Annotated in this window: 13 protein-coding genes; 4 read left to right on the top strand and 9 right to left on the bottom strand. The window is 35.4% G+C overall.

Annotated features, from left to right (window positions below; all coding sequences use genetic code 11):
• Window positions 1-9: 9 nt before the first annotated feature.
• Window positions 10-1,367, top strand: a protein-coding gene (locus LCP48_RS07095) for an IS3 family transposase (protein ID WP_085986378.1) whose coding sequence is annotated in 2 segments (ribosomal slippage) — window positions 10-463 and window positions 463-1,367 — 1,359 coding nt in all. Because the reading frame shifts where the segments join, the coding sequence is not laid out codon by codon here.
• 136 nt (window positions 1,368-1,503) lie between these two features.
• Here the strand turns inward: LCP48_RS07095 and LCP48_RS23300 are convergent.
• Entirely contained in the window at window positions 1,504-1,638 is a 135-nt protein-coding gene (locus LCP48_RS23300) for a hypothetical protein (RefSeq protein ID WP_009370770.1), read from the bottom strand.
• A 302-nt stretch (window positions 1,639-1,940) separates the two neighbouring features.
• The gene (locus tag LCP48_RS07090) at window positions 1,941-2,528 is read right to left on the bottom strand and encodes a TetR/AcrR family transcriptional regulator (protein WP_004232442.1); all 588 of its coding nucleotides are present in this window, start codon (window positions 2,526-2,528) and stop codon (window positions 1,941-1,943) included.
• Between the two features lie 126 nt (window positions 2,529-2,654).
• Between LCP48_RS07090 and LCP48_RS07085 the strand changes: the two genes are divergently transcribed.
• A complete protein-coding gene (locus LCP48_RS07085; protein WP_009370769.1) occupies window positions 2,655-3,656 on the top strand; it encodes an NADPH:quinone oxidoreductase family protein in 1,002 nt (333 codons plus the stop codon).
• A 19-nt stretch (window positions 3,657-3,675) separates the two neighbouring features.
• On the opposite strand, the gene LCP48_RS23295 is transcribed toward LCP48_RS07085, so the two are convergent.
• Window positions 3,676-3,798 (bottom strand): hypothetical protein, encoded by a 123-nt coding sequence (locus LCP48_RS23295; RefSeq protein ID WP_004232439.1) that lies wholly within the window; start codon window positions 3,796-3,798, stop codon window positions 3,676-3,678.
• A 137-nt stretch (window positions 3,799-3,935) separates the two neighbouring features.
• On the opposite strand from LCP48_RS23295, the gene LCP48_RS07080 reads away from it, so the two are divergent.
• On the top strand, window positions 3,936-5,063 hold the full coding sequence (locus LCP48_RS07080) for an acyltransferase (RefSeq protein ID WP_009370768.1): 1,128 nt from the start codon (window positions 3,936-3,938) through the stop codon (window positions 5,061-5,063).
• A 749-nt stretch (window positions 5,064-5,812) separates the two neighbouring features.
• On the opposite strand, the gene LCP48_RS07075 is transcribed toward LCP48_RS07080, so the two are convergent.
• The 4 genes from LCP48_RS07075 to LCP48_RS07060 all read right to left on the bottom strand — a co-directional run bounded on the left by LCP48_RS07075 (window position 5,813) and on the right by LCP48_RS07060 (window position 11,208).
• Entirely contained in the window at window positions 5,813-8,284 is a 2,472-nt protein-coding gene (locus tag LCP48_RS07075; protein ID WP_225340818.1) for an S-layer homology domain-containing protein, read from the bottom strand.
• Window positions 8,285-8,949: 665 nt separating this feature from the next.
• Window positions 8,950-9,270: a cupin domain-containing protein gene (locus LCP48_RS07070; RefSeq protein WP_004232432.1), complete on the bottom strand. Its 321-nt coding sequence runs from the start codon at window positions 9,268-9,270 to the stop codon at window positions 8,950-8,952.
• A 41-nt stretch (window positions 9,271-9,311) separates the two neighbouring features.
• Entirely contained in the window at window positions 9,312-10,298 is a 987-nt protein-coding gene (locus LCP48_RS07065) for an ABC transporter substrate-binding protein (protein WP_009370767.1), read from the bottom strand.
• An 82-nt stretch (window positions 10,299-10,380) separates the two neighbouring features.
• Entirely contained in the window at window positions 10,381-11,208 is an 828-nt protein-coding gene (locus tag LCP48_RS07060; RefSeq protein WP_004232428.1) for a helix-turn-helix transcriptional regulator, read from the bottom strand.
• Between the two features lie 595 nt (window positions 11,209-11,803).
• Here LCP48_RS07060 and LCP48_RS07055 point away from each other — a divergent pair.
• Complete coding sequence (locus LCP48_RS07055; protein ID WP_202341501.1) at window positions 11,804-12,424, top strand: flavin reductase family protein; 621 nt, start codon at window positions 11,804-11,806, stop codon at window positions 12,422-12,424.
• Between the two features lie 177 nt (window positions 12,425-12,601).
• Here LCP48_RS07055 and LCP48_RS07050 read toward each other — a convergent pair whose 3' ends face one another.
• Together LCP48_RS07050 and LCP48_RS07045 are read right to left on the bottom strand one after the other, a co-directional pair.
• The gene (locus tag LCP48_RS07050) at window positions 12,602-13,543 is read right to left on the bottom strand and encodes an alpha/beta fold hydrolase (RefSeq protein ID WP_225341017.1); all 942 of its coding nucleotides are present in this window, start codon (window positions 13,541-13,543) and stop codon (window positions 12,602-12,604) included.
• A gap of 273 nt (window positions 13,544-13,816) precedes the next feature.
• Window positions 13,817-14,749, bottom strand: a complete 933-nt coding sequence (locus tag LCP48_RS07045; RefSeq protein WP_004232420.1) for an EamA family transporter — start codon at window positions 14,747-14,749, stop codon at window positions 13,817-13,819.
• Between the last annotated feature and the right edge of the window lie 101 nt (window positions 14,750-14,850).

Here is a 14,850-nt window from a genome sequence, read left to right as displayed (position 1 = left end):
GGTTTTTTTATGGCAAAAGTAAATGTTGAACAACGTATTCAAGCAGTTCAACGATATTTAAATGGAAATGAAACTTTGATCGAAATTGCGAAAGATATCGGTGTGACAGCTCAGATTGTCAGTGAATGGGTTCGCCGTTATCAAAAAAATGGCGTAGAGACTTTCTTAAAGTCCTATACAAACTATTCAGCTGACTATAAAATGAATGTACTTAATTATATGAACGAGACAGGTACATCTTCGAGAGACACAGCTGCACTATTCAATATTTCATCTCCTGGCATGATTCGGAATTGGAAGTTGAAGTTTGAAGTTGGTGGTTATGATGCCCTTGTTTCTAAGAAAAAGGGGCATCCATCTATGAAAAAAGAGACAAAAAGAACAACGAAATCAACACCAGCTGAAGGATCTGTTGAGGCGTTAGAAGCACGAATTAAACAATTAGAAATGGAGAATGCGTACTTAAAAAAGTTGAATACTTTAGTTCAAATGCAAGAAAAATTACCAATCAAATCAAAGCGCAAGTAATTTATGAACTAAAGGAAATCTATGAAGTAGTGGAATTAATCAAAGTCGCTGATATTCCACGTAGTACGTATTATTACTGGGAAAAGCGTTTGAATCGTCATGATAAATACGCTGATGTGAAAGTCGCAATTCAGTCCATTTATCATGAACATAAGGGACGTTATGGTTATCGTCGGATCACCAAAGAACTAAAAAAATTTGGTATTCATCACGATCCAAAAACGATTAACTGCTTGATGAATGCCATTGGCATAAAGTGTGAAGTCCGCATGAAGAAATATCGTTCGTATAAAGGTAACGTCGGAAAAATTGCCCCAAACATATTACAACGCGATTTTACAGCGGAAAAAATGAACGAGAAATGGGTAACAGACGTGACAGAGTTCCATCTATTTGGTGAGAAACGCTATTTATCACCCGTCCTTGATCTATGTAATGGCGAAATCATTGCATACACGGTAATGAAGCGTCCAGTGTATAAACTAGTCCATAATATGTTAGAACAAGCATTGGAGCGCCTCGAATCAAGTGATCAAGTCATTCTTCATTCAGATCAAGGTTGGCATTATCAAATGAAAAAGTATCAACAAACATTAAAGCAACATGGAATTACGCAGAGTATGTCCCGTAAGGGTAATTGTTTGGACAACGCAGTCATCGAAAATTTCTTTGGCTTATTAAAATCTGAACTCCTGTATCTACAAGAATTTGAATCCATGGCACATTTTGAACAGGAACTCAACGACTATATTTACTACTACAATCACAAACGAATGAAAGAAAAATTAAAAGACCTAAGCCCGGTGGAGTACCGAACTCAGGTCTTAGCAGTTGCTTAACTAAATATGTCTAACTTTTTTGGGTCAGTTCACAATAGTAATAAGGCTTTTGTCATTTTTCTTCCTATTTCTTTTTTAGATTTGGTTATATACAACCAAATCTAGCATACTCTTCGAGCATAGTTGCTGTCTTAAGCTACTTGCCACGTCCAAGTAGCCAGTTTCCAATAGCCGCGTCTAGTTTTCGTACTAAATGATCTTGGGGAACTAATTGATCAATCGTTAGCATTTCTAATTGTTCACGTTCATTGATTTGATTTTTCGTCATCATGGTTGATCACCTCGAAAGTGTACTTTTTATCAATAGATGAATAAGGAATTCTTTATGTAGAAGTTGATTGGAACGAAGGGTGGCGACTCCTGCGGGAAAAGCGGGAAAGTCGAGATCCTGGACTGAGTGGAGCGAGGGAAGCAGCTCGACCCCGCCCGCGGAAAGCATCCGCTCGTAGTGGAAATCAACGGCTTTACTTTATTTTATTGTAAAAGAAAAAAGACTGTAGGCAAACTCAAAATTCATTGAGTTTGTCTACAGTCTGAAGCCTTACTACAATAGTAATAAGGCTGTTCAATTACCTATTTTAATAATCGCACAATACTATTCAAACAGGTTTCTTTATAAAATTTATGTTGTTCTTCTAAATCGCATGTTAACCACTGAATTAATGAACCGTCTATCATTGCCCGCATCATTTTTGCATAGGTTAAGGAATCAATGTCTGAACTAAAGACCCCTTCTCTTTTTCCTAATTCAATAATTTCTTGTCCAATTCCCCAGCAATTCTCATAAAATTTTAAGTTAATTCTTTTGTACTCTTCATTACTATTTGCCTGAGCTAAAAAATCTAAATAAACGCTATAAAATTTTTTATTTTCTATAGGGGATACAAATACAGCATTTAAGTAGGCATGAAGCTTGTCTATAGCTGTTTGATGCTTGCCTATTTCTTGTATTTCATAGCTGTAGATTTTGTTCGTAGTGGATTCAAGTAATTCTAATAAAATGTTTTGTTTGCTTGTAAAGTAGTAGTGAACTACCCCTTTTGACACACTGGCATGATTGGCTATGTCTTGTAGTGTAACCTTATCATAACCTAATTGTGAAACAGCGTTAAAGGCTGCTTTCATAATCTGTTTTTTGCGTTCTTCCTCTTTCTTTTTCATAGGAGCCTCCGATAACTTGATAGAAGTTATTATACATGAAGAGTAGCAACAATCCAATTTTATATTGACCGGTCAGAATAATTTTGATACTGTTTAATGGAATATAATTGTAGGAGGACTTTTACGATGAAGGCAGAACATTTTAGTGCATTAGTAGTCAATAAAGATGATACATTTACAGTGAAAGTGAGCACATTAACTTTAGAAGATCTACCAAAGGGTGAGGTATTAATTAAAGTTAGTTATTCAGGTATTAATTATAAAGATAGTCTTGCCTCTATTCCTGATGGTAAAATCGTTACATCTTATCCTTTTGTTCCTGGCATTGATTTAGCTGGGACTGTTGTTTCTTCTGAGGATCCTCGCTTCAAAATGGGGGACGAGGTCATTGCGACTAGCTATGAAATAGGTGTTTCCCATTTTGGTGGCTTTAGTGAATATGCCCGCATCCCAGCACAATGGATTGTACCGCTTCCAAAAGGACTTTCCCTTAAAGAGGCTATGGTAATTGGTACTGCAGGATTTACAGCTGCATTATCTGTTCAAAAGTTAGAGGAAAATGGTATTCATCCTGAAAAGGGAAAAATTCTTGTGACAGGGGCTACAGGTGGTGTAGGTAGCTTTGCCGTCTCTATTCTTTCAACACTGGGTTATCAAGTTGAAGCGAGCACAGGAAAAGAATCTGAACATGAATATTTACAATCACTCGGAGCTACTACAATCGTAAATCGTGAAGAGGTTTATGATGGAAAGATTAGAGCATTAGGAAAACAAAAATGGGCTGCTGCTGTTGATTCTGTTGGTGGAGAGCCACTTGCCTCTTTATTAAGCCAAATTCAATATGGTGGGGCTGTTGCAAGTAGCGGTTTAACAGCAGGTACACAGCTTCCTACAAGTGTATTTCCCTTTATTTTAAGAGGCGTAAATTTACTTGGAGTTGATTCTGTTTATTGCCCAATGGACATTCGATTGAACATTTGGCATCGTTTAGCGACTGATTTCAAACCAGCAAACCTTAATGATTTCATTCAGCAAGAGGTAACACTACAACAACTTCCTGATGTTTTACCTATTTTACTGAAGGGTCAAGCAAGAGGTAGAATCCTTGTTGCATTATCAGAAGTTTAATCAAGCTTCCTTCTTCATTCTATTTCCCAGAAAATAATTCTAGTTGTCCCAATAACAACATAAAGCTACTACGCATAGCGAGCGTAGTAGCTTTTTTATTGTTGACATCTCTCTGACATATAAGCGCTTTATAGTAATTCATGAACGACCCACCTGTTTCCTTTAGACAAATTTAGGCAACAAAGCTTGTCTAAATTAGTACTAACAAGCATACCAATACAGTATGTAAACAGTATTCTGGGAATTCAATACTATAATTACTATTTTGGAGATGATCGTATGAAGCGAGCACATATTAATGAATTAGCTATTACACGGGCTTTAGCTATTCTAGCTGTCCTTCTTATTCATTCTACTAGTACACCTGTAACGGCTTTATCTAGTGACTCAAAATTATATCCACTTTATGTATTTTTCAATATCGCCCCTAAATTCGCTGTCCCTGCTTTTATTTTCTTAAGTGGATTTGTATTATTTTACAATTATATGCAAAAGGATTTAACAAAGGAGCTTATCATTCATTTTTATAAAAAAAGAGTGACCCAAATACTCATTCCTTATCTCTTTTTTTCTATTTTTTATTATGCAGCTATGCAATTTTATGGAACACATGATTTAGCAGACACTTGGCGCTCCCTATTTAGTGTCCAATTTCTTGAAAAACTATTGCTAGGTAAAGCATATACCCATCTATACTATATATTTATAATCGTCCAATTCTATCTTATGTTTCCATTATTCCTATATATTTTAAAGAAAAAACCAGCCCTATCTCCTTATTTAATTTGGATTGGGTTTGTTCTTCAATGGGTCTTTATTCTATTAAACGCAGAGTTTTGGCAGTATCCCTATAGAGGGAGTATCGCTTTCTCGTATCTCTTATATTTTTTAGCAGGGGCATTTTTAGGAATTTATTTTGAAAAATACAAAGGATGGCTTCAGCTAAAAAGGGAAAATTCCCCTATCACGACACTTTTTCTGTGGTGTATATGGCTAATTTCTACTATATATAATGTGTATTTATATTACTTTGTTTATTCAGCCCAATCCTATTTAGTGAACAGCAACGTATTTGAATTAGTTTTTCAGCTACAATCTTTTACAGCCTGTATTGTCTTATTACAGCTTTCTTTCTGGATCTATGATAAATGGAACCAAGCTGTTGTAAATGGCTTAATCAATCTAGGAACAGTATCATTTGGCATCTATCTACTACATCCATTTTTCCTTTTCCTTTATAGACAATTAAGTACTAGTGGTAATAGTATTCTGTATCATCTTTGGAGCATTGGGGGCTTTATTTTTGCCCTCTTTGTTCCATGGATGGTCGTGCTATTGATGGGCAGATTCTTTAAGTACCATTGGATTGCCTTTGGTCCTATCCCGAGCAAATTCCCTTACAAATAGCCGTTCAATATGCACAGCCAGTCGTCGATTAGTTTCGGTCAACTGGCTGTGTATTTAGTTGAAAACCTGTTATTTTGTGCTTACCGTTACAGAAATACTAGTGTTTCTTCTGTAGTGCATTATTAAATAAGAAGAAACTAATTAAAAAGGCCCTGTGGAAATCTCCCAAGGGGTTTCATATTTTGTAAAAAGTAAAAATGAATTTCCGTTGCAGGCTACTTACTTTCCTGTGGGCAAGCGCCGAATCGCTTCCTCCGCTACCACTCCGTTTAGCGTTTTGCCTGTCTTGTTATCCCACGGGAGTCAAGTAGCCCTCCACTCCACTCCACAAAAGTGTTATCTTTTTAGCAAAGGTTTTCAAATAAAGTGAAGGTTTATGAAGAGGTGTTGTCACGCATCACTTTTCTACATTAAAAATAAAAACCTTTCCTTTTTCTAATCATGCAAATCATGGGCTATTTTGATCGCTACCGCTAGTATGAAAAATAAGGAAAAAACACTTTTGCAGAATGGGTGATTGGAGTGGAGCCAGCGTCACTCCTAGGGGATTTAGCGTCACAGAGGAGACCCTAAAGCGAACAGAATTGAGTGAAGCGGCTCATCGGACGCCCCCTGGAAAGGACGCTGGCGGAACGGAAATCAACCTCTTGCCTTGCCTAAAGGTCTTTCTCTCCTATTAGCATGATCTTGTTTAAACACTAAAAAAGCCCTGTGGAAATCTCCACAGGGCTTTTCAATGAGCGATTTAATTATTTTGTAATAGAACCGTCTTTTACTTTGTTGTTATTAGCATCAACTAGGTTTGTTGATTTGAATTCAACTACAATGCTGTCTGTTAATGCATAGTCAGCTTTAGTTGTCGCAGTAAGTTTACCACCAGCTACTGTAATAGACGCAAGTTCTACAGTTGATCCTGCAATTTTAACAGTAACACCAGTTGGTGCAGCTTGATCAGCAATATTTTCAGAGAAATCTACTGTAAATGTTTTGCTATCTACTGCAGTTACTTTAGTAGCAACAGGAACAATATTTTCTTTAAGTGCTACTTGAGCTGTCACTTTTCCACCTTTAAGCGTGTTACCTTTTGTATCTACTACATTGCTCGCTTCAAGTACATAATTACCATTAGCCGTGATAGAACCTTCTGGTAAAGTGAATCTTACTTTCTTAGTACCATCTACAAACTGAAGTTGCGTACCTGCAGGAAGTTCTTTTCCTCCAAGTGTGTAGTTAGCAGCATTTGTAGCTGTTGCAGTCACATCTTTAGCATACTCAACTGTGAATACGTTATTGTCAGTTACAACAACTGGAGTAGCGCCGAATACTAATGAATCTGTTGGTGTTTCAGGTGTAGCTTCAAATACGCCTGTTGTTACATTGAACGTAACAGTATCAGCAGTTACATTGCCAGCTAAATCTGTTACTGCTTTAGCAGATAACTCGAAAGTGTATGTTGAATTGCTATCTAGATCCATGTCAACTTTTACAGTGTTTTTCTCTGCACCCTCGATTTTACCGTTACCATCTACATCGAAACCAGCATCTGCTTTTACTGCTGTTTCTTTTCCAGTAGTGTAAGCAATACCATTTTGTGTTTTAACAGTTAATTTTCCTTCTACTTTTACTGGCTCACTAAAAGTAAGGTATAATGCATCAACGTCTGTAGTAGCATTTACATCATCAGCTACTAACATTTTAGTAGCAGTAGAAACAAGTGTAGCAGGTGTTAAATCTTTTGAAAGAATAGCATTGAACTCAAATGCATCACCTGCATTACCAGCTAAATCTTTTTGTCCTTCAACTTTAATGTTTGTATTAATGAATGTAGCTGTACCTAAAGCAGATTTAGCATCAATCGTGAATACAGTTTTATCCTCAGTATCTTTAATATCAGCATCTGTTAAATAGAATACAGTTGATCCTACTGTTACTTTTGCATATTCTTTAGTCTCTGCATCTGCATTAAGATTTTGTTTCATTAATTCTTCAGAGAAATCAAACGTAATTTCTGTACCATTCACTGCTGTAGAAACAGTTGGTTTTGAATTATCAACGTCTGCTTTCAAAACTGTGAAGTTAACTGCGATAGGATTTGCGATATTATTAGCAAAGTCAGTTGCACCAACAATGTCTACTTTGTAAGATTGTTCTGCTGTTAATCCAGTAATTGTTAATTTCTTACCAGTTAAAGTATAGCGATCTTTTGAAAGTTCAGTACCATTTAAGCTGATTGTTCCTTCACTTTGTACAGGCTCGTCGAAAGTGATAACAGCTGTAGTGCCTTTCGCTTCTACAGAATTAACGCTTACAGGAGTCGTATCTGCAAATGTGATTAATTTGTTAAACTCTTCAGTTAGAACTTTAGCATCCGCTTTTGTTTTAATTGGTTTTACAGTTACTTTACCATTTGTTAATTTTACTTCTTTATCTGTTGTTAAAATAACAGTCATACCGTCTTCAGATACTACTGCGTTCGTGATTGCTACACCTTCAACAGCATATTTTGTTGTGATTGCTGCATCTTTTGCATCAACAGCTGTGTTGAATTTCACTTCAAGTTCTTTTGCATTAAGCCCTTTTACAGCTTCTACAGCTGGTGTTACTTCTTGAACTGCATCAATCGTACGTTTTACCATTGTAGCGAATTCTTCGCGGCTAATTTTATCTTGTGGTGCTAATAAAGAGCCTTTTCCATTGATTACACCATTTTCTACAGCTGTTTCTAAGTAAGATACAGCCCATTTAGAAGCTTTAGAAGCATCTGCAAATTGGCTAAGATCTGCTTTACCTGTTAATTGGTAGCCTTGAACGATAACTTTAGCAGCTTGTTCTCTTGTTAATTGAGCTTTAGGCTCAAATTTGCCATTGCCCATACCATCAAATAATTCTGGTGAAGTTGCAAGTACTGCATTATAGAACCAATCATTTTCACTAACATCAGAAAAATCTTCAGTGCCAGTAGCTTTTAAATCTAATGCTTTTGATAAAATTTCAGCCGCTTCTGCACGTGTAAGTGTACCAGCTGGGTTGAAGTTTCCTTTTTCATCGCCTTGAATGTAGCCTTTATCAGTTAAAAACTGTACAGCTTCTTTTGCCCAAGATGAAATACTAGCTGCATCTTGAAATTCAGCAGCTGATGCTACTGGTACGATTGCTGATGCTACAAGTGCTGCTGTAGCTGTAGTTGCGAAAAATTTACGACCTTTGTTTTGTTTTGTCATAGTATATTCCTCCAGAATTTTAATAAATTATATTATTCTGTGAGAACAATATTATCGCGCTATTTAATTATAAGATTATAAAAATATGTATAAATCGTTCCCACAAATAATAATCCAACCAATTATATGTAAAGCAATCTTCTAAATTTTTCATGATTAAATATCCCAATCAAACTGTAATTTGCTTTACAAGACAATAATATAACTTCATTACCAATAAATAAACGCTAAAAATAAGGTAATTTTAATACTGCATTGGTTATATAGGGAATCTTTTCATAAAAAAATTCTAAAATAAGGAAATAATATTTCAAAGTCCGACAAAACTACCCCTTTGGATGAATTTTACAAACAACTACATTTTTATTCAATTTTGTTCTATTGTTTTTCTGATATAATAATAAGTTTTCTTTCAAACACTCATTTTTATACCTCTAAAATTTCACTCTAATAAAGCAATTACTTGATAGTCGAACTACATCTTATAGTGAAATTAGATTAAATAAAATGACATAGAAGAAAATACTAATGCATGAATAGCTGAGGTACCAGTTTAGGAACAACAAAAGCAGATCGTTTACATAACCTAAACGATCTCCTTTGTTTTATTATGTTGGAAAAACAAAATATCAGTAGCTTCTGCCGTTGGTTATTCAGGCTCAATATCAGTTACCTTTTGCAACATTAGGCTCCACAAGCATAATATGGCATTCCTTTTCAGCAAAGGGCATGTGTTCCGCTCCTCCAGGAACAATAAACATCTCACCTTTGGATATTTTCACCTGGCCATCTCGAAAAGCAATGAACATCTCCCCTTCGAGCACAATAAATACCTTATCAGCCCCTTGATGTTCATGCCATATAAAATCCCCAGCAATCTTCACCACTTTGAATTGAAAATCGTGTATTTCGCCAATAATTTTCGGTGACCAAAGCTCTTTTAATTCGGATAATTTCTCATTTATATGGATAACTTGATCTTGCATATTTATCTCTCCTTATTTTCTTTTGGAAAAGATTTTTCCTATTATTCGTCCTTTTGCAAGGCTTCTGTTATATTTTGTAAAGCGTACTCGATAGCTAATGGACCTCCTGTAATAGCAGAAGTATCCATTAAATGAATATTACCTTTTTTTACGGCATTCATATTATTCCAGACATTGCTTTGATTTAACTCACTCATTAATGCTTCCTTTTTTGTAATATCACCAATAAGGAAAATATGGTCTGCTTGAATAGTTGAAATGCCTTCAAATGCAGCAAATTGATTATGATTCCCCTTAAATGTATGATCTGGTGTTAGACCCAAGCCCTTTTCTTTATCAAAAGCAAGTGTATAAACAGGGTTATCTTCACCAATAACATTAAACGTTTTTCCATCCCAAGACAAAATAAGTGCTACAGACTCTCCTTGAATTGACTTTAATGCTTCACGTCCTGTTGAGATAGCTTTCATCATTTTATCAATTACTTTTTCCGCCTCATCGTCTTTTCCGATAATCTCGGCTACTGTACGAAGTCCGTATTGCCAGTCTTCGTAGATGTCCTGTGATTGCAACGTAATGACTGGGGCGATTTTTTCTAGGGATTCATACAATTTTTCATGATGTTCTGTTGCTAAAATATAATCAGGACCAATCGATAGCGTTTTTTCAATACTAGGAGACAATTTATCACCTAATTCCTCTGTTGAATCTAGCTTACCGTTTAAATAAGACAAAGTGGATAGATATTCTTTATCAGTAGAAGCTGCAGGTGGCTCACCTAATGCAACTAAAATTTCAGGGTAAAAATACCATAATGAAACAATTTTTTCTGGTTCTTTCTCGATGACAAATTCCTTACCTAGGGCATCTTTAATTGTTCTAGGCCAAGCAGTTTCTTCTACATTAACTGCTGATGAAGATATGTCTTCTGTAGTAAACGCTTTATCTTCAGCAGGCGATTTATGACAACCTCCCAATATACCTGCTAGTAGTAGCATTAAAAATAACAGTCCTTTAATCTTTTGCATTAAAATTCCTCCAACATAAAATCTCTGATATACACTTAGTATAGTAAAGTCATGTTTGGTGGAGAATGGATGCTTGGTGAACTTAGCATGGATTATTGATGAACTTATCTCGATATTCAGTAGGAGAGATGCCAAATTGCTTCTTGAATACTCTACTAAAATAAAAGGGGTCAGTAATTCCCACCGTTTCTGCAATTTGTTGTACAGGCACATCACTTGTAAATAACATTTTTTGAGCCATGTTTATACGATAGTTTAATAAATATTCTGCTGGACCCATCCCTGCATGCTTTCTAAATATATAAGATAGTCGATTTCGATTAACATTATATTGTTCGGCAAGGGAGGTAATGGAAAGGCTTTGATAATAGTTTGCATGAATATAAGTAGTTATTCGTTCGAATAGAGTGTGTGATTCACAGCTATTTTGTCGATTAGCTACACATAATATGGCTTCATTCAATACATCACGAAATAGCATTTCGGTCTGAAACATTGATATACCTCCACGCTGATTATATACATGCCATAGACGCATAATTAACTCGATAAGACGGGGAGAATGTCCTATCGGTAATTCAAAATGCTGATGTGAATAGCTTGTCTCTGCTAATTTCTCCGTACATATCCTGTACAAAACCAGAATATATTCCCAATTTGTATCATCAAAATTTTTTTGATTTAGTTTCATCTTCGCTCCCCCGTGCACAACTTTTCCTGGTGAAAAGATATAAGGGGTACCATTAAATTGAAATTCTATTTTTCCAGAAAGGGGAAAAACAAATCCTGGAAAAGAATCTGTATAATCAGCGTAAGGTACACCTGTATAGCTAGAATATCGATAGATTCCTTTTACTTGGAAAGGCGTGTTTGCTAAATGCTCTGCAAGCTGATTTACGTCGATTTTCATACTTATATACCTCATTTCAATAATAGTTTGCTTGGAAAACCAAGATTTGTCATACGGCAAACAGCAAATAACATAATAAGTTACTTTTTTTCAAGGTGTAGTCCTCGGTAGTTGGGTTCAATTATAGTTTTCATCATATTCATTACTAAAAATATGAAAAGGTAGGGATGAAAGCTCTTGCCTATCCCTACCTTATCGATAACGATTATCATTGTCAATTAAGTTAGAGCCTCCCTCTTATACCTGAACGATCCATCAACCTCACTCATTTCATTTCTCTATCTTTTGTCCTCTTCCTAAAAGCCATTCCTTGCAAATCTTCTCTATTTCTTGTGAAAAAGATTTTATGGGGAAGGCTTCTGTAAACCTTTGATTCCCAGATAAAGCTACTATTTATAACAATTTTGCTTCATAAATTTCTACAAAATGATCAAGCGTCGAACTCAGGACTTTTGCAATATGGAGACTTTAAATTTCTTTGCACAATATTATTAGTTTGAAGTACTAATTCTGTAATCAACACTTCGATGAACGTCGAAATATTTATATTTTACAATGAGTCTGACAGTGAAAACATTGATGGGAGGAACTAAAAATGAAAATAATGAAACAAATGCCAAATACAAAAATAATAAATCCTAAAATTTTATATTATGGATTTCCTGTCATTTTACTAAGTACGTTAAATGAGGATGGAACAGTAAATATTAGCCCTTTATCTTCTTCTTGGGTATTAGGAGACTGTATTGTATTAGGGATTGGTCTTGGAGGAAAGGCGATTGAAAACTTAGAACATCATCCTGAATGTGTCATAAATATCCCAGACCCCTCTCTATGGGAAAACGTGGAACAGTTAGCTCCTTACACAGGTAAAAATCCAGTTCCAGATTTTAAGAAACAGATCGGTTTTACATTTAGAAAAGAGAAATGTGATATTAGTTGCTTAACACCTATTGGGTCTACAACGGTTATTCCTACTCGAATTATGGAGTGTCCTATTCAAATCGAAGCAAAGGTAAAACATATACGTATTCCAGATTATTCTCCTAATTTTGCTATCGTCGAGACCCAAACGACACAAGTACATGCCCACGAAGAAATAATTATGGACCAAAATCATATTGATCCAAATAAATGGAGTCCACTCATTTATAATTTTCGTCATTACTTTGGTTTGGGTAGCAACCTTGGTAATAACTTCCGTTCTGAGAGCTAAAGATGAGGCTTAAAGCATATTGGTTCACAAACAGTAAAAAAGACCAGGCGCTCATTTGAGCGCCTGGTTATTTGTTAAAACTTCCTATAATTAAGTGCAGAATAATATGCTTGCTGCACATACAATAGTTAAATCTGTTTTTTTCCATTTAGAAATGAAAAATCTTTCTTAGAACATTCACTTTATCTCTTTCATAAATTCTCTAAAGTTTTCAACGATGTCTTTTGCTTTTGTACGATATAAGAAATGATCCCCTTCAAATGTCATCACTTTCCCATGGACAGAATTAGCTATTTGTTTTTTATGCTCTGGTACCCATCTGTCCGTTACTGGATGCTTCTCTTGTATAAAGAAAATAACTGGAAGATTTTTAGGGAATATTAAACTTTCAGCCGCTTTAAAGTTAGCATACATCATTTCAGCTTCATTTAACTGGCTGAGATTATACATATTTTTGTGCTTAAGAATTTTCTGTTGTTCTTTTGTTTTCTCATCATAGGGTAGTTCGACATATGGGTCATCACTAAGCTTCACCTGCAATCTAGCTAAACCTGATTTTTTTAGTAGTTTTAAAGTAGTTATTACTGAAGGTTCAATCTTTCTTTCACTTATTGTCGGAACACTACTATCCAGCCCGACAAATGCACTTACTTCGTTTGGATATTTGTTCACATAATCCAATCCGTAAAGGCCTGAAATGGAGTGACCCATTAGAATATAACGCTCAATTTGAAGGCGCTGTAATGCTTCATGGATTTCACTAACAATATTCTCAGTGCTTCTTTCTTTTTCGGTAAGAGCACTTAATCCATAACCAAAAGGCTCAATGACCACAACCTTGTAAAATGGAGATAATTCATCTACTAGTAGTTGAAAATCAAGTGCTGGTGCTGCTGTTCCATAACCAGGTAAGAGTACGACGGTTTCTTCTCCTTCTCCCTGGATAAAGACATTCATTTTTTTCCCATCTACGGTGACAGACTGACCATAAGTTTCTAGTTTTCCTTGCTCCATTTTGCTACAAACAATATCAACAACGAAAACAACCGCTAATAAAAGTAATATGGCTATAATTAAACCTACTACTATTCTACTTATAAAGGTTATCGTTTTTTTCATTATTTTGGCACGAGGGTATAGAACAGCAAGCGATAACTGTGTTTTCCTTTCTTCTCGTGCCACACCTCCCTTTCATACTCTCTTCTCCCTATCAATTTATCTCGGCTACTTTCATAAACCGCTAAGGATAGCTTATACAATGAAGGTGTACTGCCTATGACAACAATATGAACAGCTTATGAACAAAAAAATAGTACGTCATTCAATAAATACAGAAAGTACCTAATGATTCTTTTGCTATGACATTGCTTAATTGACATGAAAAAAGGATCTTCAAATCGAAGATCCTTTTGCGACTTTGTCGGATTTTTTATATTTAGTTTTGACGTTTCTTAACAATCCATCTTTATCAAGCAAAGTTGGTAAACTGATACCGATAACAATTGTTACAATACCTACTATTTGCAAAGTTGTAACCGTTTCGCTTAAGAGGATAACTGATACCATCACCGCTATTGGCAATTCAACAGCACTCAATATGGATGACATACCTAATCCAACTTTAGGCACTGCAATTGTGAATAAGAAAACCGGTATAATCATGCCAAATAACCCTAATGCTAAACCATAAATCCACAGTCCTTCGTTAAACAAAGTGCCATTCCAAATAATTTCTGGAGACTGAAAAGCCGCAGTCGTCATGAAAGCAAAGAAAGAAACCAATACTAAGCGATTAGAGGTTGTCATACTTGCTGTTGTCTTTCCGTTTACATATAAAAATAAGGAGTAACAAAGAGCAGCTGCTAAACCCCATAACCACCCTTGAAAAGGTATTTGAGACAAATCAACATCAATTATGCCTGCAGCTGGTATCGTTCCAGCTACTAATATAATTAAAGAGATGAATTCAATTCTACTTGGAACTTGCCGTTTTATAATACAAGAAATCAGCATACCAATCCATGTAAATTGGAACAGTAATACTACTGCCAAGGAAGCAGACAAAAAGTTTAAAGAATGACCATATAAAATATTTGTTAACCCTGTTAGCATACCTGCAAATAGAAGAATTTTAACGCCTTTAAAGCTAAAATTTGATCGATTTGTAACTAAGGAAATACATACTGCTATACAAAAGCCGATAAAAAACTGACTTGTAACTGCCTCAGATACAGAAAAGCCACTACGCATTGCCAGTTTTATAATAGTTGAAACGATACCAAAACTACTAGCTGCAATCACTACTAATAGGGGATAAAGATACATCTTGATTATTCACTTCCCTCTCAAAACTGTCTTGATGAAATTTTGTTTATGATTTTGAGATGTCGAAAAAAATCATAATCTCCAATATATATCACTGATTG

It is taken from the genome of Lysinibacillus capsici (genome assembly GCF_020217405.1).
GTDB classification, from domain to species: domain Bacteria; phylum Bacillota; class Bacilli; order Bacillales_A; family Planococcaceae; genus Lysinibacillus; species Lysinibacillus capsici.
The sequence above is the reverse complement of the archived record's forward strand: the minus strand, read 5'-3'. Positions and strand labels throughout refer to the sequence as shown.

Coding starts and splice junctions, on each gene's coding strand:
- LCP48_RS23300 (WP_009370770.1), bottom strand. CDS start 1,638: ATGATGACGAAAAATCAAATCAATGAACGTGAACAATTAGAAATGCTA.
- LCP48_RS07090 (WP_004232442.1), bottom strand. CDS start 2,528: ATGAAAAAGAAAGAGGAAGAACGCAAAAAACAGATTATGAAAGCAGCC.
- LCP48_RS07085 (WP_009370769.1), top strand. CDS start 2,655: ATGAAGGCAGAACATTTTAGTGCATTAGTAGTCAATAAAGATGATACA.
- LCP48_RS23295 (WP_004232439.1), bottom strand. CDS start 3,798: ATGAATTACTATAAAGCGCTTATATGTCAGAGAGATGTCAACAATAAA.
- LCP48_RS07080 (WP_009370768.1), top strand. CDS start 3,936: ATGAAGCGAGCACATATTAATGAATTAGCTATTACACGGGCTTTAGCT.
- LCP48_RS07075 (WP_225340818.1), bottom strand. CDS start 8,284: ATGACAAAACAAAACAAAGGTCGTAAATTTTTCGCAACTACAGCTACA.
- LCP48_RS07070 (WP_004232432.1), bottom strand. CDS start 9,270: ATGCAAGATCAAGTTATCCATATAAATGAGAAATTATCCGAATTAAAA.
- LCP48_RS07065 (WP_009370767.1), bottom strand. CDS start 10,298: ATGCAAAAGATTAAAGGACTGTTATTTTTAATGCTACTACTAGCAGGT.
- LCP48_RS07060 (WP_004232428.1), bottom strand. CDS start 11,208: ATGAAAATCGACGTAAATCAGCTTGCAGAGCATTTAGCAAACACGCCT.
- LCP48_RS07055 (WP_202341501.1), top strand. CDS start 11,804: ATGAAAATAATGAAACAAATGCCAAATACAAAAATAATAAATCCTAAA.
- LCP48_RS07050 (WP_225341017.1), bottom strand. CDS start 13,543: ATGAAAAAAACGATAACCTTTATAAGTAGAATAGTAGTAGGTTTAATT.
- LCP48_RS07045 (WP_004232420.1), bottom strand. CDS start 14,749: ATGTATCTTTATCCCCTATTAGTAGTGATTGCAGCTAGTAGTTTTGGT.